Raw genomic sequence first — 22,765 nt, 5'->3', positions numbered from 1 at the left:
AGTCGTTTGAATTGGATGGGATTTTTGCAACAGCTAGGCCGTGCCTTAATGTTGCCCACAATTGCATTGCCTCTTGCGGCCGTTTTGCTGTTTCTGGGAACTTGGCCATGGGATCTGATTCATGCAGATTCAGTTGGACATGTGTTCACACTTGGAGGACAAACGATTTTTACCTACTTACCTTATATATTTGCGGTAGGGGTTGCTCTAGGTTTAACTGAAGCTGCTGCAATTGCAGGCATGTCAGCTTTACTTGGCTATTTTCTATACACGGAATTAACAGAGCAGATGCTTGGTCCAGGATTCCAGCTTGGCGTAGTTGGCGGAATTATTATGGGGATCATTACAGCATTTATTCATAATCGATTCAAAGGAATCAAATTTCCAGAGTACATTCAATTTTTTGGCGGCCCTCGAAGTGTGCCGATTGTAACGGGGATTGCAGCGATAGCGTTCTCCTATGCAACAGGACTTGTCGGGAACTATGTGCTTAAATGGCTGCTTCATCTTGGAGAAGTACTGCTGGGAATGGGTGGATTTGGCGCATTTCTTTATGGGGTTATGTCTCGTTTGCTCGTGCCAACTGGCCTTCACCACATATTGAACAATGTCTTCATGTTTCAGGTTGGTTCTTACAAATCACCGTCAGGATTGATCGTACAAGGGGATTTGACCCGATTTTTTGAGGGAGATCCGACTGCAGGTATGTACATGGCAGGATTGTATCCTATCATGCTGTTTGCATTGCCCGCGATTGCTTTTGCAATCATTGGAGAGTCTAGAGAGGACCTAAAAGCGAAGATCAAGGCGACGTTCTTGACTGCAGCACTGGCTTCCTTTCTTACTGGGGTTACAGAGCCGATTGAATTTGCCTTCTTGTTCGTAGCGCCTTATTTATTCGTTGTTCATGCTATATTGTCTGGCTTATCGATGTGGATTGCGACTGCGCTCGATATCCATCATGGCTACTCCTATTCGGCAGGAGCGATCGATTACTTACTCAACTTCCATTTATCCAAAAATGCTTTGCTTCTTATACCGATCGGACTTATATATGGTGCCATTTATTACAATTTATTTCGCTGGTCGATTCGCAAATTTCGTATTCCGACCCCAGGACGCGAAGAAGGTTCATCGCTGGAAGAGTGGGCGGATGATATTCCTTCTCGAGCACCGCTGATCGTGCAGGCGCTAGGTGGCAAAGAAAATATCAGCAAAATTGATGCATGTATAACTAGACTCCGTTTAACACTTACTAATATTAGATTGCTTGATGTGAATGCGCTTCGTAATTTAGGCGCCGTTGGCGTCATTCGGCTTGGCGGCGGTAATGTCCAGGTTGTATTCGGTACATACTCTGAATTAATTAAGGAAGAGATCTCGAAGGTGCTGCGCAAGGATATGCGATTAGTATCCTTTCATTCGCCAGTACAGGGTCGAATGATACCGCTAACCGATGTGCCTGATCGAATATTTGCTGGCGGAATGGTTGGCGGGGGTGTTGCATTTATGCCAGAGCGTGGTGAGCTGCTGTCACCTGTGGATGGGAAGATCATTCATGTTTATCCATCACATCATGCCCTTGGCATCGAAACACCAGAAGGGGTAGAAGTACTGCTGCATATCGGAATTAATACGTCTGATCTGCCTGGGGATTGGTTCGAAGCGCAGGTGAATGCTGGTGATGCTGTGGAAACGGGTCAGCTTCTCATTAAATTTCAACTGGACCAAATTAAGAAGCATTGCACCTCGATTGCAACGCCAATGGTTATAACAAATTCCAAAATAGTGAAGTCGTGGAGTTTTGCACCGTACAAGGCCGTCAAAAAAGGACAGAAATCGGTCATGTCAGTCGTGCTTCAAAATAGAGAATAAATCAGGGGGAATAACTGATGATCAAAGGGATAGGAGCCTCATCAGGCATTGCCATGGGTAAAGCATTCGTGATACCTACATGGGAGTGGGATTTTCCAGAAGAGATGATCAATGTAACAGATTTAGCCAAGGAATTTGAACGTCTATACAACGGGATACGTTCTTCCAAGGATGAGCTGGAGCATATTAAGAACGATATCGTTGAAGTTGTAGGCAAAGAGTCTTCACATATTTTTGATGCGCACCTTGCAATTCTTGAAGACCCTGTGTTTATGAGTGAAGTAGAAGCAGTTATACAGCGTCAATATAAAGCTGCAGAAGTAGCTGTAAAAGAAGTTATTGATAAATTCGTCCAAATGTTCGACTTGATTGATGACGAATATATGAAAGAGCGTGCAGTTGATATTAAGGATGTTGGGAATCGCTTGCTCAAGCATTTGCTTGGTGATGTAGAGCCAGCAGAGCCCTTAACTGACGAGCTTCATATTCTAGTTACGAAGGAACTGACTCCTTCACAGATGGGACGCTTAGATCCGAATCAGGTACTTGGCATTGTCACGATGCTCGGCGGTATGAATTCACATGTTTCCATCATGTCAAGGGCACTCTCGATTCCCTATGTTCTAGGTCTGGAAGGCAAATTGATCAGGCCAATTCATACAGGTGATTTTCTCATCATCGATGGTGAGGAAGGCAGTGTGTATGTGAATCCGGATGAAGAAACCATCCGTAAGTATCAGGAGAAGAAACAGAATCTGCTGAAGCTGCGTGAGCACTTGCAAACCTTGGCTCACTTGCCATCCGTAACGAAGGATGGACATGAGGTTCAGCTGGCAGCAAATATCAACACGGTATTTGAAACGAAGGATGCGATCAAGTATGGTGCTTCTGGTGTCGGATTATTTCGAACTGAAGTGCTGTTCATGGATCGTGAAACATTGCCTAGCGAAGAAGAACAATTCCAAGTTTATAAGCAAGCTGCTGAACAAGTTGGTGGAAATTCGCTCGTTATCCGTACTTTAGATATTGGTGGAGATAAGCAGCTGGATTATTACCAACTGGATGATGAGGAGAATCCTGCTCTCGGCTATCGAGCCATTCGCATATCGCTGGATATGAAGGATTTATTCCGAACACAGCTTAGAGCTATTCTACGAGCGGGCATTTTTGGCAAAGTGAAGCTGATGTATCCAATGATTTCATCCGTACTGGAATTGCGAAGAGCGAATGAATTATTAGAAGAGGCTAAAGCTGAGCTTGAGGCAGCAGGAATTCCGTATCTTCATCATATTGAGGTTGGGATTATGATAGAGGTGCCTTCCGCCGCTTTAATTGCCGATCTACTTGCCAAAGAAGTGGACTTCTTCTCGATCGGTACGAATGATTTGGTTCAATATATTCTAGCCGTGGACAGAATGAATGAGAAAGTTGCGCATTTATATGAGCCGTATCATCCGGCTGTCATGCGTTTATTGAAGCATATTGTCGATTCAGCACAGCGTGCAGGCATATCCGTATCGGTATGCGGAGAGCTAGCGGGAGATCCGAATGCACTTCCAATATGGCTCGGACTTGGCATCACACAGCTTAGCGTATCCGTCCAATCGATCCTGCATGTCAAGCAGCAGCTCTTAGTCAGTGACATGGAAGCTTGCAAGCAGCTGTTAGCTAAAATAATGGAGTGTACAACGAGTGAGGAAATCAAGGCGATTTTGCAAGAAACAAGAAGAGATAGACTGTCAGTATAATGCTGACAGTTTTTTATTTTGTGTTCTGAAAAGCAAGGCAGGAGATTGCAATTTCAAGTCGAATTTAATACGTGGACCTGCTATTAAGAGTAAATGCTTTCTGGGAATTGAGGTGAAGGCTAACGATGGAGAAGTTATGCAGCTGCGGTAATACAGTTATGGTTCAGCTTAGCACCGTGATCTATCACAATCTCGTAACCATTGAAGGCGTACCCATATATGCTTGCAACGAATGCGGCAGTAACGAAATACATTCTGCTGTTAAATTAGACTTGAAGAAATTGATTGAGAAGCATGAACAAACAGAAGAGAAAATTATTGTACATATGGAAGAATTCTCGGAAGTCTCTTATTTTTATAAACAGATGTTAGAATCAGCGGACCCTGATCGCTCCATTCCAGAGCTAATTGAAGAAAGAATCAATGAATTGCTTGATACATATATTTTAGCTAAATCCTTATCCGATCAAATTTGGACAGACGATATTTATAAACGTTTGCTCCAATTAAATACGTTAAAGTCGCAATATGACACCGCGGTTTCCTAAATAATTGCGAAATGTTGTCATTTGTCGTATCATAAACCAAATAGTGTATGTAACGATTAACGATAATAATTAATATGAAAAGATGGAGAGAAAGCCATGACTGTAACTATATATGATGTAGCACGTGAAGCTGGTGTTTCAATGGCAACCGTATCAAGGGTTGTTAATAATAATCCGAATGTCAAGCCACAGACACGTAAGAAAGTTTTTGAAGCGATCGAGCGTTTAGGATACCGTCCTAATGCTGTAGCAAGAGGTCTTGCTTCCAAGAAAACCACTACTGTTGGTGTTGTTATTCCTGACATTTCCGATTCCATTGTAGCGGAAGTAGCACGTGGTATTGAAGATATTGCGAATATGTATCATTACAATATCATTTTAAGTAATGCAGATAAGAAGAAAGATAAAGAAATTCGAGTCATCAATACACTGCTTGAGAAGCAAGTGGATGGGCTATTATTCATGGGTGGTGTAATTACGGATGAGCATTTGGATGCATTCCGCACATCATCTGTTCCTGTCGTATTATGTGGTACGACGGATGAAGGTAAGCTAATTCCTTCCGTTACAATCGACCATGAACAGGCTGCTTATGATGCTGTTAAGCTGCTAATCGACCAAGGTCATAAGAAGATTGCAATGATATCCGTAACTCTTAAAGATCCGGCTACCGGATATGCAAGATATCAAGGTTATAAACGAGCGCTGGAAGATGCAGGTTTAACCCTTGATGAGCAAGATGTTCGCATCGGTAACTATCGATATGAATCCGGCATGGAGGCTATGGGCTATTTCTTGGAGCAGCCTGAGCGTCCTACAGCAGTATTCGCAGCAACGGATGAAATGGCGATTGGAGCTATTCATACGATACAGGATCACGGCTTGCGAGTGCCAGAAGATATATCTGTCATTTCGATTGATAACATTAGAATGGCATCGATGGTCAGACCTCAATTGACAACTGTTGCTCAGCCAATGTATGATATTGGGGCTGTATCTATGAGATTGTTAACGAAACTTATGAATAAAGAACAAATTGACCAGACACAAATCTTACTACCACATGATGTCATTAAACGTAATTCAGTGGCTCAAGTTTGAGCCGCTTTTTTTATTTTATAATCGCCTCGTTTGGAAGAACAAGCTGGATTGCGTTTCGATAGGTGTAACTGAGGAGGAAGCAGCAAGTGAAGCAGATTAATAAACTAGCATTAATTGGAGCTATGAAAGAAGAAGTTGAAATGATCATCAGTCAGATGGATCATGTGACAGAATCGACTAAAGCAGGTATCTTATACCGTGAAGGAACGTTTCGTAATAAACAGGTAGTTGTTTGTATGACAGGTGTAGGTAAAGTGAACGCAGCTGTATGTACACAACAATTAATCGAAACTTTTGGCGTAGATGCTGTTCTATTCACAGGTGTAGCTGGTGCACTTGATCCAGCACTTGAAATTGGCGATATTGTCGTATCAACCGAATGCATGCAGCATGATATGGATGTAACTCCGCTTGGATTTAAGCGCGGAATTATTCCTTATCAAGAAAATTCCATTTTTGCAGCAGATGCTGATCTTGTTAAATTAGCCAAAGCTTCCTGTGATAAGCTTTTTTCAGGTAGAGCCGTTCTAGGCCGTGTACTGTCAGGCGATCAGTTCATTGCAAGTCCAGATGTCGTTCGCATGCTAAGACAGGATCTTGAAGGAGCATGTGTTGAAATGGAAGGTTCCGCTGTCGCACAAGTGTGCGCTATGCATCAAATTCCATATGTAGTGATTCGTTCCATGTCAGACAAAGCGGATGGATCTGCGGATGTATCCTATGCAGAATTCACTAAGCTTGCGGCACAAAACTCGTACTCAATCGTCGAAGACATGGTTCAAGCTATTTAAAAATGCTTGCAATTGGAACCGATAATATTATATCTTAGAATAACCTTACATTCAGTCATCTTAGCGAAGTAGCCCCTTACGGGCTTACTTCGTTTTTTTGGTATTATAGAATTTATAACATTCGTGTCATAGATTTTAAGTAATACCTTAAGAAACGCACCCGCCTTTTAGGACGGCGAAACCGTTTCTTCTTGACCTAGTAAGCAGACAAATCGGAATATTCATACAAAGGAGGAGGTTCTATATGACCAAGTTTCGTTTCCCTTTGGCGCAGTATTTGGAGATGTTAAACCAGTATTTGCGTCCGCAATGGGTGAAGCTTAGTATACTTTTGCTACTATTGCTGACTTCAATAGGTGCCCAGTTAGTAAATCCACAAATCATTCGTTATTTTATTGATGCTGCAACAACACAATCTGATCTTATGAACCTCTGGTACGCGGCAGCGCTATTTATCGGGGTATCCGTGTCGCATCAGGCAATTGTCGTAGCTGCGACTTATATTGGGGAGAATGTAGGCTGGATTGCAACGAATCAATTGCGCAGTAAATTAGCTTCCCATTGCTTGAAGCTTGATATGACGTTTCATCGTAATTATTCTTCCGGTACGTTGATCGAACGTGTTGATGGTGATATTAATGCGCTTTCTAACTTTTTTTCGAGCTTTGTCGTCGTACTGCTTAGCAATATTTTTCTAATTATTGGTATTATCACGATGTTAGCGATTGAGGGCTGGCAAGTCGGTTTGACGATGATCCTTTTCGTCGTATTTGCTTTATGGGTTATCCAATTTGTTCGAAAATTCGCAATACCTTACATCGCGAAGACGCGTGCGATATCAGCAGAGTTCTATGGTTTTATAGGAGAGCATCTGGAAGGTACGGAGGATACGCGTGCAAATGGAGCAAGCCAGTTCGTGATGAACCGCTTCTATTCGATTAATAGACGCTGGTTGCCTGCCCAGCTCCGGTCCTTTCTCGGATTTGCCTCTGTATGGGCAACCTCTGTCGTTGTATTTGCGATTGGGATGGGAGCTGCTTTTGCGTTCAGCAGTTTTATGTGGGGCAAAGGCAGTATATCGATTGGAACGGTATTTATTATTGTGTATTATACGGAGCTGCTTGCAAGTCCGATTGAGAACATTCGGATGCAGCTGCAAGATTTGCAGCGAGCAGAGGCGAGCATAGGGAGAGTCAAGGAACTGCTGGAGATTGAATCTCAGATTCAAGATGGAACGGAGAGTCTTCGTCAGGAAGGACCCCTGTCAATTCGATTCGATCATGTTGACTTCGGTTATGAAGATCATCTAACGACTTTACAAGATATTCATTTTGAGCTCAAGGCTGGTAAGTCACTAGGAATTCTCGGCCGAACGGGAAGCGGCAAATCTACTTTATCTCGATTATTGCTCAGATTTTATGATACACGCTCAGGTACGATTTTTATTGATCATCAAGATATTCGTCAGCTAAAGCTGCAAGATTTACGCAAACGAGTCGGATTTGTTACCCAACAAATTGAATTGTTTCAAGGTACAATCCGAGATAATCTGACATTCTATGATGATTCGATCATGGATGAGCAGATCATTGCGATTTTGGACGACATTGAGCTTGGCGATTGGTTATCTGGTCAGCCGAATGGTCTCGATACGATGCTTGAAAGCAATGGCAATGGCTTATCAGCAGGAGAAGCGCAATTGCTCGCATTCGCTCGGGTCTTCTTGACTAATCCAGGCATTGTGATTCTGGATGAGGCTTCCTCCAGACTTGATCCGGCTACGGAACACAAGATTGAGAGTGCAATCGACAAACTGCTTTCAGGTCGAACTTGCATCATCATTGCCCACCGTTTAGCGACGATAGAGCGTGTGGATCAACTGCTAATTCTGGAAGATGGACATATTGTGGAGCAGGGTGAGAGGACGCAATTAATTGCGGATCCACAGTCTCGATTTACACAAATGCGTAGAGTCGGAATGGAGGAGGTTGCGGTATGAGTACACTCATGTTTATGCGCAAAATCATATTATATCGGCCTGTATTCTTGATCTTGAACGTCATCGCTTGGGGCATTATTTATATGATTCCTTTACTTCCTGGCCTTGTGACCAAAGAGTTCTTCGATACGATTGCGGGAACGTCGCCATATCAGTTCAGCATTTGGACATTGATTGTACTGCTGCTTGCTGTTGCCATTGCGCGAGCGCTTGCCATTTTTACAGGATTCATCACGGATGTGCACTTTAGATTTCGAATCGGCGCCTTACTCCGCAGAAATTTGCTGCAGCATATCTTAAAGCAACCGGGCGCAAGAGCAATTCCTTGTTCGCCGGGAGAGGCGATTAGTCAATTTCGGGACGATGTGAGCCAAATAGAAGAAGCTTCAAGCTGGATTGCAGATGCACTAGGAATGCTGTTCTTCTCCATTGGCGCCTTAGTCATTTTGCTGCAAATTAACGTGGAACTGACACTTATGATCTTCTTACCTTTAGTGGTGATCGTCATGATTGCCCAGTTCTCCACGACGCTATTACATAAATATCGGGTTAGAAGCCGTGAGTCAACTGCCAAAGTGACAGAGGCGATCAGTGAAATGTTCAGTTCTGTGCAGGCAATACAGGTTGCTGGGGCTGAAGATCGGGTTATTGAGCGATTTCAACAAGTGAATGACAAGAGAAGGCAATCCGTATTGAAAGACAAACTATTCACACAGTTATTAAGTTCAATATTTGCGAATATGTCGAATATCGGAATTGGACTTGTGCTTTTATTAGCTGCGAAAGAGATTCGCGATGGGAGCTTCTCTATTGGTGATTTCTCAATTTTTATCTATTACTTAACGTTGGTAACTGACTTCATTCAACGATTTGGACGGTTCTTAACTATGTATAAACAAAGCGGTGTCTCCAAAGACCGTTTAGGGGTGATGCTGCAAGGATCATCTATGCAGAAACTAGTAGAACCTCAAGACTTGTATTTAAACTCGGAGCCACCAGCGCTTAAACCAGTTGTGAAGCAAGCAGAAGACCATTTATCGCTTTTGGAAGTGAAAGACCTGTCTTACTATCATTCAGGTACTACGCGAGGAATTGAAGGCGTTAATCTCCATATTCCAAGACATTCATTTACCGTGATTACAGGTCGAATTGGCTCAGGTAAAACAACACTTGTCCGCAGTCTACTAGGTTTATTGCCTAAAGATCGCGGTACCATTCGGTGGAATGGCATGGAAGTTAGTGATCCTAGCAACTTCTTTACTTCACCCCGAAGCGCGTATACACCGCAGGTGCCAAGACTATATAGCGATACATTAAAAGAGAACATTCTGCTTGGCATGCCTCCACAGGACGCGCCATTAGCTGAATCTATCCACATGGCTGTTATGGAGCAGGATTTGGATGCGCTGGATAAAGGTCTGAACACGATGATAGGTCCAAGGGGCGTTAAGCTATCTGGTGGTCAAATGCAGCGCACAGCTGCAGCCCGTATGTTCGTTCGTGATGCCGAATTGCTCGTATTTGACGATTTATCAAGCGCGTTAGATGTTTCGACAGAGCAGCAGCTATGGGATCGATTATTTGATAATAAGCGTGCGACTTATCTCGTCGTTTCTCATCGTAAAGCTGCGCTTCGTCATGCAGATCATATTATAGTACTTAAAGATGGCACAGTAGAGGCAGAGGGAACGTTAGATGAATTATTAGAGACTTGCGAAGAAATGCGCCTATTGTGGACCGGTCAGGCCGACGAAGAATAAGTAAAGGCTGCTCAATTGAGCAGCCTCATTTTATTTTAAATACATAAGTGCTAGATTCTTCATTTCGCGATTCTTCTCAGAAATGATCGTTCTGCGTGGCATTGGCTCCCATTTATATAGGGGATCGAGCCATGTTGTTGGCAGTGGCCATACACTATCCTTGGCATGCTTGTTATGCCAGTCCACAGGCAGCGGAAGTTCTGGGTTCTTACTGAGTTCAGCAACGAGAAGATGATCATTCATTTCCAGCCAGAGCAGGCTCCAAGCTCTAGGAACAACTCGCCATATATCATAACCGCCTCCGCCTAGAGCGATCCATTTACCGTCACAGTATTCGTGGGCATATTGATGAATGAGCGCTGGCATTTTGCGGTAGATATCCATTGAACAGTGAATATGTGCAAGGGGATCGAACGCGTGTGCATCACATCCATGCTGTGAGACGATGACATCAGGCCTGAACTGCTTAACGACGGCATCGAGTGCATCTTCAAAGCATTCCATCCAGGATTCATCTTCCGTATACGGTTCAATCGGAATATTCACACTTTTTCCAAAGGCATCGCCTGAACCGCGTTCACCGATTCCGCCTGTTCCAGGAAACAGATACTTTCCAGTTTCATGAATGGAAAGTGTACAGACCTCACTGTCGGCATAGAACTCCCACTGAACGCCATCCCCGTGATGAACATCTGTATCAATGTAGAGTACTTTACAGTGGTATTTATTTTTGATATAAGAGATGGCTGCTGAAGCATCGTTATAGACGCAGAAGCCTGCTCCCTTATCACGCAGAGCATGATGTAGCCCACCCCCTAGATGAAGTGCATGGGGATGCTGTCCAGACATGACAAGCTCAGCAGCTTGAATCGAACCACCTACAATCATAGAAGCTGCTTCATGCATGCCCTCAAAATATGGCGTATCCTCTGTATCCAGACCATAACGGCCAGCACTGCGTATCGATTCATCAGTTGGACTTGTGCAGCTAAGCTGCTTGACTGCTTCCACATAATCTTTGCTATGTACCATCAGAAGCTCGTGGTCCTCAGCAAATCGAGGATTCAGGATTGAAGCGGTATTAAGTGCATCGATCTGTCGCAAGAGCTCGACGGTTAACAGCAGTCTTTTCTGATTAAAGGGATGATCGTCGTAGAATCGATACCGAGCTTCATGTTCATTAAAAATAAAAATAGGTGAGTCATTTTTAGCGCTCATCGAGCTCATCCCCTTCCTCTAATACATGAATCGTCTTTGGAATCGAATATGGTCGAATTGCTCTACAGAAGTTAGCGGGACATGCTTGCCGACACGGACCATCAAGCAATTAGCTGGATGGGAACAGATCTCAGGGTCATCTGTTGCACACCATTCCATGTCAACGGATTTCATGAGCTTCTCCATCATTTTGCGATAGTCCCATACGCCCAGTCCTGTTTTGTCCAAGTCCCAATGCCAATAATATTCAGTCGTAAACGTAATGACATTCTCTAATTGCTCATCGCTAAAAGCGAGCTGAATCATTTTCTTGCCCAGCCCAAGTCCTCGATAATCATCCGCCATCTCAATTGCGCCAAGTTCTATTAGATCTATCATGTTTCCTTCAGACCATCGTTCGATGGGATCGGGGTAATGGAAGGTGACATATCCGACAATTGTATTCATGGAGCGGGAAATAATAATCCGTCCTTCAGGCAAGCCTGCAATTTCAATTAATGCTTCGAGCTGATCTTTGGGTCTGCGGAATGAATCCAGGTCTTTGTGCATTTCTAAAGTCTGCAGATGTTCGGGTGTGACAGGGCCTTCTACGACGATTTCTGGACCATCACCTGCAGCTTGAACCGTTAAGGAATGATAGATTTTACGGTGCTCCATAAGCCAACTCCTTCAGGCAGTATCTCTTTGTATCACTTATAACATAGTTTTATTGGAAATGAAATTGTAATAGGCAAAAATAGGGGGGTATGCTATACTAATTGTGACATAATTCTAAAAGTTATGAATATTATTTTATTTGACCAACTGTTCTTGAAAGCGTTTTACATTTAGTGAGCTTAGGAGGAATCGGAGAATGGAACAACAGAGTACAGAGAGTGTTGCACCTACTGCTACCAATCCCAACATGAAGAACTATGAAGAAGAGAGAAAGACTTTCTCTTGGGAAGAAATCGAGAAGAATTTTACTTGGTATGAGACTGGCAAAGTCAATATGGCTTATGAGGCCATTGATCGCCATGCCGAATCCTCTAGAGCTAACAAAATCGCACTTCATTATTGCGATGACACAAGAGAAGAAAGCTATACATTCGAGCAGATGAAGCTGAACTCGAACAAGTTCGGGAACGTCCTTCGTGACCTTGGCATTGTTAAAGGAGATCGCGTATTTATTTTTATGCCAAGAACGCCTGAGCTCTATTTTGCTTTCTTGGGTGCAGTCAAAGTCGGTGCCATTGTGGGACCATTATTTGAAGCGTTCATGGAAATGGCTGTTCGAGATCGTTTGCAGGATTCTGGGGCGATTGCGGTTGTTACGACACCTGCATTACTCTCACGTGTTCCTGTTGCTGATCTGCCTGAATTAAAGCATGTCATCGTTGTTGGGCAAGAAGTGGAAGCGGGAGAAGGCATTGTTGATTACTACAAGCAAATGGCCACTGCTTCTGAAGAGCTGGCAATCGAGTGGGTTGATCGTGAGGATGGACTTATTCTTCACTATACTTCAGGATCCACAGGTAAGCCGAAGGGTATTTGTCATGTACATAATGCCATGATCCAACACTATTATACAGGTAAAATTGTTCTTGATTTACAAGAAGATGATGTTTATTGGTGTAATGCTGACCCAGGCTGGGTAACAGGAACTTCTTATGGTATTTTTGCGCCATGGTTGAATGGTGCAACGAATGTCATTCGGGGTGGAAGATTCTCGCCTAAGGATTGGTATGGCACAATTGAAAAATATAAAATTTCGATCTGGTACAGCTCCCCAACAGCACTTCGTATGTTAATGGGTGTAGGCGATGAGCTTGTGAAACAATTCGATCTATCTTCCTTGCGTCATGTTCTAAGCGTTGGCGAACCACTTAATCCTGAAGTTGTCCGTTGGGGACTTAAAGTCTACGGTCAACGTATTCATGATACATGGTGGATGACTGAAACGGGTGGTCACTTAGTTTGTAACTATCCTGCAATGGCAATTAGACCTGGTTCAATGGGAAAACCTATTCCTGGTACAGATGCAGCAATCGTTGATGACAATGGCAATGTGCTACCGCCATATCGAATGGGGAATCTGGCAATTAAGACGCCTTGGCCTTCGATGATGCGCAAAGTATGGAACAATCCAGCTAAGTATGAAGAGTACTTCCGTATTCCAGGCTGGTACATCTCTGGTGACTCCGCATATTGCGATGAAGACGGTTATTTCTGGTTCCAAGGACGCATTGATGATGTTATTAACACAGCAGGTGAGCGAGTAGGGCCATTTGAGGTAGAAAGCAAGCTTGTTGAGCATCCTGCAGTAGCAGAAGCTGGTGTTATCGGTAAGCCAGATCCGATTCGTGGCGAAATTATCAAAGCGTTCATTGGTTTACGTGATGGTTACACACCTTCAGATGAATTGAAGGCCGATATCGCCAAGTTCGTCAAGGAAGGTTTATCCGCTCATGCAGCTCCACGTGAGATTGAATTCAGGGATAAATTGCCGAAGACACGTTCAGGTAAAATTATGCGTCGTGTGCTAAAGGCATGGGAGCTTGGATTACCTACAGGTGATTTGTCGACTATTGAGGATTAATCTCATATACACTATTTAAACAAATACCCCCTTGCATATTCGAATGCAAGGGGGTTATTTATTGTTATTTATAATGGACGGTGGAAGTTGGGTTGGATTCGCCAGCTTCATTCTCGGCCGTCAGTTTATAGTAGCCTGCGAAGGTGAGTCCAATAAAGAGGAATTCTTTTGAATTAGCACCATTAATCGTGCCAACCTTCTCGAAGTCACCATCTTGTGTCTCACTGAAGTACAAATGGTATTTAAGCACTCTATCTTTGGCATCATTAGGTGTCCAATTGAACATGAGCGCTACGCCATTAGGCTCGAATTTAAGGCCAGTAGGCGAAGCAGGAACATGTAGGACAGGGCCTTCTTCCACAATTTCACCAGGAGGATCCGTTTCTTGACCTGAATCACTTTCTCCTACTGTAGAAGGATTTGGCAACGAGCCTGCATCGATAATCATACCGTCTGTATTGGCTGCATTGCTAGGCAATGATTCATTACCAACTACGTCAACAGCTGTCACGAAATACGTATAAGTATTTCCTGCTGTGATCGGGCTTGTGAACTTCAATTCAGCAGCATCTGCTAGCACAACCTGCCCTTTCTGTAAGCTGTAGTTCCCTATATTCTTGGAACGGTAGATACGATAGCCAACAACATCCTCGGAAGGGCTTCCCTGGAAGGTGATAACCGCATTCTCACCAGATTTGGTAACCGTTAAAGAGCTAGGAGCCACAGGCGGCTTGCCGTCGTCTACTCGTGGATCATTCTCCTCTGGTGCTGCTGAATCATAATCCAGTGGCTTATAAGAGTCAAGTGGTCTACGGCTCTTAGCTGGCATCTTAGGCAGAAGCTCTTCTAACTGCTTCAAAATCGCATTAATTGGTGATTCTCTTAGAATCACAACCTTCTCTGTTACAAAATCATCCGGTGTCAAAGGATTTGCGATATAGTTAAGTCCTTTGTAGGAGATCACTTTGGCTTTGGTCATCATGTTATCTTCTTCTGTCGGTAAGTACTTGCGATTGAAAATATCGGTTACCAGCAATTTAGCTTCCTTCGTTAACTCATTAGGCAGCTTGCCTGAAACAGACGAGACAGTAGCTGAGACGATATTATCAGGCTTCTCAAATGTCTTCGCCTGGAACAGTTCAGGCTTAAGTGCAGTTGCTTCATTCATCACTTTGGACCAGATCTCCATCGCATGCCTTGTTTCGCCATTCTTCGAGCTAAGCGTATTAATCGATTTCTCAAAACCGATCCAAACCCCAACTGTAATATCAGGCGTATAACCCATGAACCATGCATCCGAATCGTCCTGTGTCGAACCTGTCTTCCCTACAAAGGCTACTTTCTCATTAGGCTTGAATACTTTGTTAACATGCCCACCTGTACCTTGGGAGATAACAGTACGCATCATATCCGTAATTAAGTAAGCCGTTTGTTCTGAGAATACAGTTGTTGGATTCAATTTATGTTCATAAATGGACTTGCCTTCCGAATCTTTTATCGAGCGGATCATGTAAGCTTGATTAAATTGTCCTTTGTTGGACATCGTGGCATAAGCATTCGTCATTTCTTTGACGGTAACGCCTTTATTTAATCCGCCAATAACACCTGTCTGAGCTTGCTTATCGACTTCATTCAGAGAAGTAATTCCCATCTGTCTTGCAAAATCCCACGCTTTATCAATACCAATCATGTCATTGAAAATTTTGAGCGCTGGAATGTTGTACGATTGGTCAAGCGCTCTACGGGCTGTAATTAATCCGTGGTACTTCTTGTCATGATTCTGAGGAATGTGGAAGCCTTTCTGGCCATCCTTCATAATCATTGGAATATCATCAATAATGGACCCTGGTTGAATGAGCCCTTCTTCCATAGCAGGAATATAGGCTGCAACTGGCTTCATAACTGAACCTGGCTGACGGTATGCTTGCGTTGCGTGATTCAATTGCTCTGCTGCGAAGCTGCGTCCCTCGATCATGCCGAGAATCGCGCTTGTCTTGGAGTCAAGCATAACAGCTCCAACTTGCTCAATCCCTTTGACCTTGTCGTCTGGAGAAAAGTTCTTCTCGTTCTCTGCTATACTACGCATCGAGTCGTAGATCGTTTTATCAATCGTCGTATAGATCTGATAGCCTCCATGCAGAAGCTGCTGATGCATTTTTTCATAAGCTTTGGCATATAGGTCTTTATCTTTTTCAGGATCAAGATCAGGATATGCTTGCTTGATGAGAATTTCGGTAGCTTGCTTCTCCGCTTCAATCATGAGGTAAGGATATGTATTGTAGGCTTTTTTCTCTGGTTTAGCTAAGGAACCATATAGATCGAATTTAAGTGCTTCCTGATATTGCTCTTCTGTAATTTTGTTCTCTTGCAGCATACGTTTAAGCACTAACTTCTGGCGTTCGGTTGCTGCTTTGAATCCTTTTTCATCAAATTTACCACTGCTCCCAAACGCTGAGAAGTTACTAGGCTGCTGAGGTAGTCCTGCAAGATATGCTGCTTGCGCAACGTTGATCTTGGATAGGTCATCAATATTGAATATCCCTTTGGCAGCTGCTTTGATCCCATACAGGTTATAGCCAGTGGAACCGTTGCCATAAGGGATTTTGTTTAAATAGGCGAGTAGGATCTGATCCTTGGACATCATTCGTTCCATTCGCAAAGAGAGAAGAATTTCTTTGGCTTTACGATCCGATTCACGGTCCAGCGTTAGAAATACAATTCTAGCTAATTGCTGCGTAATCGTACTACCGCCTGTTTGAACGGGTTCATTAAGCACCTTCTGCTTAACGGCACGGAAAATACCTGCAAAGTCAATTCCGTAATGATTGTAAAAATCATTATCTTCAATAGCAAGTACGGCATCGAGCACCACCTGTGGTATTTCTTTAAGCTCTGCGAGGCGGCGATCTTCCTCGGTTCGTAATTGACCGATTAATTGATCATCTTTATTAAAATAGACGAATCCCGTGATGGCATTCTGCTGCATTTCGTGTTGCATAAATTCTTTGGTACGGATCGGATCATCCTTGACAAGCGCAGTAACATACCCGAATGCTATAGCGCCGCCCAAAAAACAAGCTGTTAGTCCACATATAAATAGCCATTTGATCGTAAACCATGTCCATTTACCTGTACTGCGAACACCTGGTTTTTTGAAAAAATTAGTAAGTTTCCCCATATGTTTATCTAATTCCTCCTTAATGAATCGGTATAATTATACCATAAAAGGGAATTAGGGGACAGCGAGTTTGACAGGAATGAGAGGCTGTGGAATAAATGTCGATAATAAATCAAATTTATCTGAATAGTTCAAATGAGGAAGACAGCAGCTAGTATAGGCGGTACAAACCAAGTCAATCATAAGTGGAATCGTGCCATCTAACATCAAAAAAGCCTCCAGTAATGGAGGCTTAAATTTTTGCATAGAAAAATAGAATTCATACCTTGAATACACAATAGCAACATGATATAATCAATCTTGATTCTCAATAAACAATGAAACATGGACATTGTTATCCTAATTTAATTATACTACCGAAATGGTGAGATGTCAAATAAAATGTTCATCTATTTTCATTGTTGATGTGAACGCGTATTTTGTTTGGTTTGATAAGGTGGAAAGGGGCGATTGGATTGGATAGAACTAACTATGAATGGCATGAGGAACAGGTGCGAGTGAATGAGGTGACCGATCTCATTGCCGTGCGCATTGATGAGCTTGAGGAGCAGGTTGGAGATGTCAAGAAGGATGTAGTTGAGATCCGTAAGCATTTTTGGGATGAAGTGACGGTTGACGTAAGTTCCATGGATGATGTGATTGAAACAATGGCCAGCTTAAAGCAGCAAGCAGAAGTATTATCAGAGCGTGAACTTAGGCATCGTCATGCAACAAGTACGCTTCACAAGCTAAGACGCCTCGTTCAATCGCCTTATTTTGGCAGAATTGATTTTGTAGAAAAAGGTGTGTCAGGGACTGAACAAGTCTATTTAGGAATTGGTTCGCTGCTTAATGATAATGGGGATACATTCCTCATCTATGATTGGAGGGCTCCAATATCAAGCTTGTATTATGACTATACCCCTGGCGATGCCGTTTATGAAACGCCTAGTGGGAGCGTACAAGGAGAAATGCTGCTCAAGCGGCAATTTGTAATTCGGGATCGCAACATTCAAATCTTATTTGACACCGGAATAACGATTGGAGATCAATTGCTTCAGCAGGTGCTCAGTCGAACATCCGATGCGCAGATGAAGAGTATTGTAGCGACGATCCAGAAGGAGCAGAATCAAATTATCCGAAATGATCGCAGTCGTATGCTGATTGTTCAAGGTGCAGCAGGAAGCGGCAAAACTTCATCCGCACTGCAGCGGGTTGCCTATTTATTGTATAAACATAGAGATACGTTAAAATCCGATCAGATGGTTTTGTTCTCGCCGAACCCGATGTTTAATAGCTATGTATCTACCGTGCTTCCTGAGCTAGGAGAAGAGAATATGCAGCAAACGACCCTGCAAGCTTATTTGGAGCACAGTCTTGGCATGGATTTTCAGCTTGAGGATCCTTTTGAGCAGCTGGAATATGTATTGAACTCGTATGATGCGCCAGAATATCAGGCTAGGCTCTGCGGCATTCATTATAAATCCTCGACTGCCTATATACATGCGATGTTGAAATATAAATCGTTATTAGAGCGTGAAGGGATGAAGTTCCATTCGATCCTATTTAACGGCCAGACGATCGTTTCGGCGGACCGAATGGTTGAACAATTTTATTCCTACGATGCTGCAATTCGTTTAACGAATCGTATCTCATTACTGCGCGACTGGTTGCTTAAGAAGGTATCCTCCTTTGCGAATGCCCAGCTTGAGGCAGAATGGGTGGATAATGAAATTGAGCTGCTTGAGCCTGAAGATTATCACAGAGCGTATAATCGGCTGCTCAAGATGCAAGAGGGGAAGGGCGTTACCTTTGATGATTTTGAAGCAGAGCGCGAACTGCTAGCTCGTGTGGTTGTGCAGGAGCGATTTAAGCCGCTTCGTCAAGAGATTAAACAGCTTAGCTTTGTTGATATTAAAACCATTTATAAACAGTTATTTGCCGATGAACAACTATTTCTAAAGGTTAATGAAATGGATTCGTTATTGGATCATTGGTCAATGATTGCAAAACGTACGCTAAGCAACTTGGATCAAGGCTTGCTTGATTATGAGGATGCGACCCCTTATCTGTTCATGAAGGATTTGCTGCTCGGATTTCAAGTCAACACTTCTGTGCGTCATGTTATTATCGATGAAGCGCAAGACTATTCTGCCTTCCAGTTGGAGTATATGAAGCGTTTGTTCCCGCGAAGTCGCATGACAGCACTTGGTGATTTCAATCAGGCGATTTACGCACATTCGTCTGCTATGCAATCTTTTGAACCTCTAATCGGGCTTTATGGGGAGGAGCAGACAGAGCTAATTGAATTGTTACGAAGTTATCGATCTACTTATGAGATTGTGAATTTCACGCGTGGCATGGTGCAGGGTGGTGAACGCATTATTCCATTTAATCGTAGTGGTGATAAGCCTGTAGTCAAGCGTTCCACAAGTACCGATGAGCTGAATGCGCATATTATTCAAGATCTTGAGAAACTTCAAGCGGAAGGGTATGCATCAATCGCTGTTATATGTAAAACGGCAAGTGAAAGTGCTGTGGTGCATTCTCTCATCAAAAAGCATGTATCTGCACATCTGGTTACGAAATTCACACCAACCTTCGAACAAGGAGTGCTCGTCATTCCGGCCTATTTAGCTAAAGGGGTTGAATTTGACGCAGTTATTGTGTATGACGGTTCGGCTGAGCAGTATCGTCATGAAGCAGAACGTAAGCTGTTCTATACCGCCTGTACGCGGGCGATGCATATGCTATGCATTCATGCTAAAGGTGAGCTTAGTCCATTTATAACGGCGCAGGATTCAGATATGTACAGACTTCTATAACCAGAAGAAACGGTTACACCGTCCTAAAAGGCGGGTGCGTTTCTTAAGGTATTACTTAGAATTTATATACACGAATGTTATAAATTCTATAATAACAAAAAAACAAGCCCAAGACGCATATGCGTTCTTGGGCTTGTAAATTTAACAAAGTAAAGATTAACGTGAGTACCACTCAATGATTAGCTTATCATTGATTTCTTGTGGTAATTCAGCACGCTCAGGAAGACGAACAAGCTTACCTTCTACTGCTGCATCGTTCATTTCTACGTATGCAGGTAAGTAGTTGCGGTTAGCAAGAGCTTCTTTAACGACAGAAATGCCACGGCTTCTTTCACGAAGACTGATTACATCACCAGGAGATACCAGGTAAGATGCAATGTCAACTTTCTTGCCGTTCACAGTTACGTGACCGTGGGAAACAAGTTGACGTGCGCCTGCACGAGAGTTGGAAAGACCAAGACGGAATACTAAGTTGTCCAAACGTGTTTCAAGCAGGATCATGAAGTTCTCACCAGATACACCTTGTAGTTTGGAAGCTTTAACGTAAAGGTTTTTAAATTGCTTCTCGTTCAAGCCGTACATATGACGAAGCTTTTGCTTCTCTTGTAATTGAATACCATATTCGCTCATTTTTCTGCGTTGGTTAGGACCGTGTTGTCCTGGAGGGAAAGCGCGCTTCAATTCTTTGCCAGTACCGCTTAGGGAAATACCCAAACGACGGCTTAGTTTAAATTTAGGACCTGTATAACGTGACATGAAATGTAATCTCCTTTTTTCACCTTTATGATGGTTTTGTTGTATAGAGGCGAAGTGTCTTGTGCTAATTTTGTTTACGGCGTATTCATAACATGATCGCCTCTGACAAGCTTTCAGCCGCTGTCTTGTCAGCAACAAAATTAGAGAGGGTGGACACAGGTACTTTTCACCGAAATCAAGATAGTACTCGACTTCATATTCTATAAAACAAATACTATAATGTCAAGTTTTTATTATCCGCTTTAGATTTGAAATTTTTATGAAAATTACACGGTGGCAAATTGCAATGAGAATTTATGAATAATTTTATAGTGCATATTTCCTAAATAAATAGTAAGATAAGGAAGAATCATTTTAAATGAAATAGTTCATTTATTTAAAAGACGTTGCAAAGGAGTTTCGGTATGAGTCAATGTCGCGAACTGCTGTCTCAACATAATCTCGGATTAGGTCCTGATTTAGTTAATACAACTGCATATGTTTTGAGATTGTCATCAGCAACTTGGGAAGCCGAGACTCAATTTATAGAAGCTCTGCGCACGTGTTTGACATCGGAGTTAACGGCGAAGGGTCCTACGTTCGATAGTCTTAATGGGTCTTATGTACTATTTGACTCTAATAAGAAAGTATTGATCAGTCGCACAACACCAAGCCATGAATTATTGATCCCTCCAGTTGGAAGTTCATGGGCCGATCAAGAGATCGGTATAAATCCGATTAGCGAATGCTTTGCAAGTCGTACTTCTCTTTGCTGTGATTTTACCTTAAAGAGTACGAATACAACTTATAAAATGGCAGCGATTCCAGTTTTTCTCGGTAGTGGAGAATGGCTGGGCGTATTTGCTTTTATCGGAGATTTAGAGCAGAATCAATTAGATATTGATTATTTGCTATATTTCTATACAATTGGTCTGTCTTGGTTTAGTGAATCTAGCATGAAGGTTGAAGTCGAACTTGCTAGAGCATTTGAACGAGATATTAAGAAACAAGAGATGCTCATTCTCTCGGCTAAACGGCTGCATGCTTTGATTGATACAGATTCGGTTTTAATGGAAGTCGTTAATAACGTGAAAGCTGTATTTCCTTATGTTAAAATGGAAGTATTCTTGTCCCAAGATTATCAGAGCTCGAATGAATTGATTAAACCGCTTGATTTTCAAGGGAAGGAGAATCGAGCTTGCACTCGTGCATTTATGGACGGCCAAATTGTAGTCGAACGCAGTCTCTCAGCTAGTTCAAATATAAAGGTGGCTGTGCCGCTTTCAGGTAAGCAGGGGGTATATGGCGTTCTATCTATCGAGTGTGAAGAAGATTTTTTCGAACAGCGTGATATTGAATTTATTTCGATGATTGCAGATTTTGGGGGAGCTTCTCTGGAGAATGCCAAGCTGTACGAGCAATCCTATATGCTTATCAATGAACTACGGTTAATTAATGAAATAACGCAACGATTAAATCAGAGCCTCAGCTTAAATGAAATTTTTGGCTTTGTTTCTTCTGAATTAGTGGAGATTTTTGGTGCAGAATATTTCTGTATCCTGCAGAAGGATAAGGATAGCGATAAATTAACGGTACAAGCAAGTAACTTGCCGGAGATGTTCCAAGAAGTATGCTCTATTCATAGCGGTTTCTCAGGTGTCATGTATTCAACCAAAGAACCTGTCATTATATCCGACTATTGGGTAAATCCTAAGGTTAAATCCAGATTGATGGAACTGACGAATTCGCGTTCGCTAATCGCTTCTCCAATCATTGTTAAGGAAGAAGTAATGGGGATGATACTGGTTGTTCATCAGAAACCGAATTTCTTCTCGTATGATAATTATAAGCTGCTTCAAATGCTCTCTGGGCATATTGGACTAGCGATGACGAACGCATCCCTTCATTCTGAAGTCAAACGAATGGTGATTACAGATAATTTAACGGGCTTGCATGTTCGCCATGTGCTTGATGAACAAATTAATATTTCTCAGAAAAAGGATTTCTGTGGTTCCTTTATTTTGATTGATATTGATAATTTTAAAAGTGTCAATGATACATATGGGCATCAGGTCGGTGACCAGATTCTTGTTCAAGTATCGAGTATTATCAAAAATTCGATTCGAGAGCATGATATTGCTGCAAGATGGGGCGGGGAAGAGCTGGCGGTTTATTTTCCGCAAATTAATAAAGAACAGTCGCTTCGTATTGCAGATCGCATCCGAACCAAGGTCATGAAGGAAACGAGCCCACTAGTTACGATTTCATGCGGCGTATCTGATTGGAATTGGGAAGATGACAATATCAGTGTCGAGTCCTTATTCTATCGTGCAGACATGGCGCTTTACTTGGCTAAAAACAGCGGTAAGAATCAAATTATTGTGGATGCGGCTAAGGAATAACGTCGCTCTTATGTAAGATTTAGCGGCG

At 42.7% G+C, this 22,765-nt stretch carries 15 protein-coding genes; 10 read left to right on the top strand and 5 right to left on the bottom strand.

The genetic code is table 11. The annotated features are described in order from the left end of the window. Window positions 1-6 precede the first annotated feature (6 nt). The 7 genes from E0485_RS06265 (at window position 7) to E0485_RS06235 (ending at window position 9,822) form a co-directional block, all read left to right on the top strand. Complete coding sequence (locus tag E0485_RS06265; RefSeq protein ID WP_132417120.1) at window positions 7-1,875, top strand: glucose PTS transporter subunit IIA; 1,869 nt, start codon at window positions 7-9, stop codon at window positions 1,873-1,875. Window positions 1,876-1,892: 17 nt separating this feature from the next. Beyond that, complete coding sequence (gene ptsP, locus E0485_RS06260; RefSeq protein WP_132417119.1) at window positions 1,893-3,623, top strand: phosphoenolpyruvate--protein phosphotransferase; 1,731 nt, start codon at window positions 1,893-1,895, stop codon at window positions 3,621-3,623. Between the two features lie 125 nt (window positions 3,624-3,748). After that, on the top strand, window positions 3,749-4,171 hold the full coding sequence (locus E0485_RS06255) for a hypothetical protein (RefSeq protein WP_132417118.1): 423 nt from the start codon (window positions 3,749-3,751) through the stop codon (window positions 4,169-4,171). Between the two features lie 96 nt (window positions 4,172-4,267). Further along, entirely contained in the window at window positions 4,268-5,272 is a 1,005-nt protein-coding gene (gene ccpA / locus E0485_RS06250; RefSeq protein ID WP_132417117.1) for a catabolite control protein A, read from the top strand. A gap of 86 nt (window positions 5,273-5,358) precedes the next feature. Beyond that, complete coding sequence (locus E0485_RS06245; RefSeq protein ID WP_268957512.1) at window positions 5,359-6,063, top strand: 5'-methylthioadenosine/adenosylhomocysteine nucleosidase; 705 nt, start codon at window positions 5,359-5,361, stop codon at window positions 6,061-6,063. A 244-nt stretch (window positions 6,064-6,307) separates the two neighbouring features. Beyond that, the gene (locus tag E0485_RS06240; protein WP_132417116.1) at window positions 6,308-8,062 is read left to right on the top strand and encodes an ABC transporter ATP-binding protein; all 1,755 of its coding nucleotides are present in this window, start codon (window positions 6,308-6,310) and stop codon (window positions 8,060-8,062) included. Next, the gene (locus E0485_RS06235; RefSeq protein WP_132417115.1) at window positions 8,059-9,822 is read left to right on the top strand and encodes an ABC transporter ATP-binding protein; all 1,764 of its coding nucleotides are present in this window, start codon (window positions 8,059-8,061) and stop codon (window positions 9,820-9,822) included. Before E0485_RS06240 ends, E0485_RS06235 begins: the two co-directional genes overlap by 4 nt. Before the next feature lie 30 nt (window positions 9,823-9,852). Here E0485_RS06235 and E0485_RS06230 read toward each other — a convergent pair whose 3' ends face one another. Beyond that, entirely contained in the window at window positions 9,853-11,049 is a 1,197-nt protein-coding gene (locus E0485_RS06230) for an acetoin utilization protein AcuC (RefSeq protein ID WP_407944831.1), read from the bottom strand. Window positions 11,050-11,058: 9 nt separating this feature from the next. Continuing rightward, a complete protein-coding gene (locus E0485_RS06225; RefSeq protein ID WP_132417113.1) occupies window positions 11,059-11,697 on the bottom strand; it encodes a GNAT family N-acetyltransferase in 639 nt (212 codons plus the stop codon). A gap of 196 nt (window positions 11,698-11,893) precedes the next feature. Here E0485_RS06225 and acsA point away from each other — a divergent pair, with 196 nt between their 5' ends. Next, window positions 11,894-13,618, top strand: coding sequence for an acetate--CoA ligase (acsA, locus tag E0485_RS06220; protein ID WP_132417112.1), 1,725 nt, complete (start codon window positions 11,894-11,896; stop codon window positions 13,616-13,618). A gap of 64 nt (window positions 13,619-13,682) precedes the next feature. On the opposite strand, the gene E0485_RS06215 is transcribed toward acsA, so the two are convergent. Both E0485_RS06215 and E0485_RS25030 read right to left on the bottom strand, forming a co-directional pair. Beyond that, window positions 13,683-16,796, bottom strand: a complete 3,114-nt coding sequence (locus E0485_RS06215) for a transglycosylase domain-containing protein (protein ID WP_132417111.1) — start codon at window positions 16,794-16,796, stop codon at window positions 13,683-13,685. 54 nt (window positions 16,797-16,850) lie between these two features. Further along, complete coding sequence (locus tag E0485_RS25030; protein WP_165921093.1) at window positions 16,851-17,003, bottom strand: hypothetical protein; 153 nt, start codon at window positions 17,001-17,003, stop codon at window positions 16,851-16,853. A gap of 248 nt (window positions 17,004-17,251) precedes the next feature. Here E0485_RS25030 and helD point away from each other — a divergent pair, with 248 nt between their 5' ends. Beyond that, entirely contained in the window at window positions 17,252-19,600 is a 2,349-nt protein-coding gene (gene helD / locus E0485_RS06210) for an RNA polymerase recycling motor HelD (RefSeq protein WP_132417110.1), read from the top strand. 156 nt (window positions 19,601-19,756) lie between these two features. Here the strand turns inward: helD and rpsD are convergent, their stop codons facing one another. Beyond that, the gene (gene rpsD, locus E0485_RS06205) at window positions 19,757-20,356 is read right to left on the bottom strand and encodes a 30S ribosomal protein S4 (RefSeq protein ID WP_132417109.1); all 600 of its coding nucleotides are present in this window, start codon (window positions 20,354-20,356) and stop codon (window positions 19,757-19,759) included. Between the two features lie 404 nt (window positions 20,357-20,760). Here rpsD and E0485_RS06200 point away from each other — a divergent pair, with 404 nt between their 5' ends. Next, window positions 20,761-22,737 (top strand): sensor domain-containing diguanylate cyclase, encoded by a 1,977-nt coding sequence (locus E0485_RS06200; RefSeq protein WP_132417108.1) that lies wholly within the window; start codon window positions 20,761-20,763, stop codon window positions 22,735-22,737. Window positions 22,738-22,765: the final 28 nt, after the last annotated feature.

The sequence above is a fragment of the Paenibacillus albiflavus genome, from assembly GCF_004344915.1.
GTDB lineage: Bacteria > Bacillota > Bacilli > Paenibacillales > NBRC-103111 > Paenibacillus_AM > Paenibacillus_AM albiflavus.
This window is presented reverse-complemented; position numbering and strand designations above follow the sequence as displayed.

Excerpts from the sequence above, each read along its gene's own strand:
- E0485_RS06230 (WP_407944831.1), bottom strand. The coding sequence starts at position 11,049 with ATGAGCTCGATGAGCGCTAAAAATGACTCACCTATTTTTATTTTTAAT.
- rpsD (WP_132417109.1), bottom strand. The coding sequence starts at position 20,356 with ATGTCACGTTATACAGGTCCTAAATTTAAACTAAGCCGTCGTTTGGGT.
- E0485_RS06225 (WP_132417113.1), bottom strand. The coding sequence starts at position 11,697 with ATGGAGCACCGTAAAATCTATCATTCCTTAACGGTTCAAGCTGCAGGT.
- E0485_RS25030 (WP_165921093.1), bottom strand. The coding sequence starts at position 17,003 with ATGTTAGATGGCACGATTCCACTTATGATTGACTTGGTTTGTACCGCC.
- ptsP (WP_132417119.1), top strand. The coding sequence starts at position 1,893 with ATGATCAAAGGGATAGGAGCCTCATCAGGCATTGCCATGGGTAAAGCA.
- E0485_RS06240 (WP_132417116.1), top strand. The coding sequence starts at position 6,308 with ATGACCAAGTTTCGTTTCCCTTTGGCGCAGTATTTGGAGATGTTAAAC.
- acsA (WP_132417112.1), top strand. The coding sequence starts at position 11,894 with ATGGAACAACAGAGTACAGAGAGTGTTGCACCTACTGCTACCAATCCC.
- E0485_RS06235 (WP_132417115.1), top strand. The coding sequence starts at position 8,059 with ATGAGTACACTCATGTTTATGCGCAAAATCATATTATATCGGCCTGTA.
- E0485_RS06255 (WP_132417118.1), top strand. The coding sequence starts at position 3,749 with ATGGAGAAGTTATGCAGCTGCGGTAATACAGTTATGGTTCAGCTTAGC.
- E0485_RS06200 (WP_132417108.1), top strand. The coding sequence starts at position 20,761 with ATGAGTCAATGTCGCGAACTGCTGTCTCAACATAATCTCGGATTAGGT.
- E0485_RS06215 (WP_132417111.1), bottom strand. The coding sequence starts at position 16,796 with ATGGGGAAACTTACTAATTTTTTCAAAAAACCAGGTGTTCGCAGTACA.
- ccpA (WP_132417117.1), top strand. The coding sequence starts at position 4,268 with ATGACTGTAACTATATATGATGTAGCACGTGAAGCTGGTGTTTCAATG.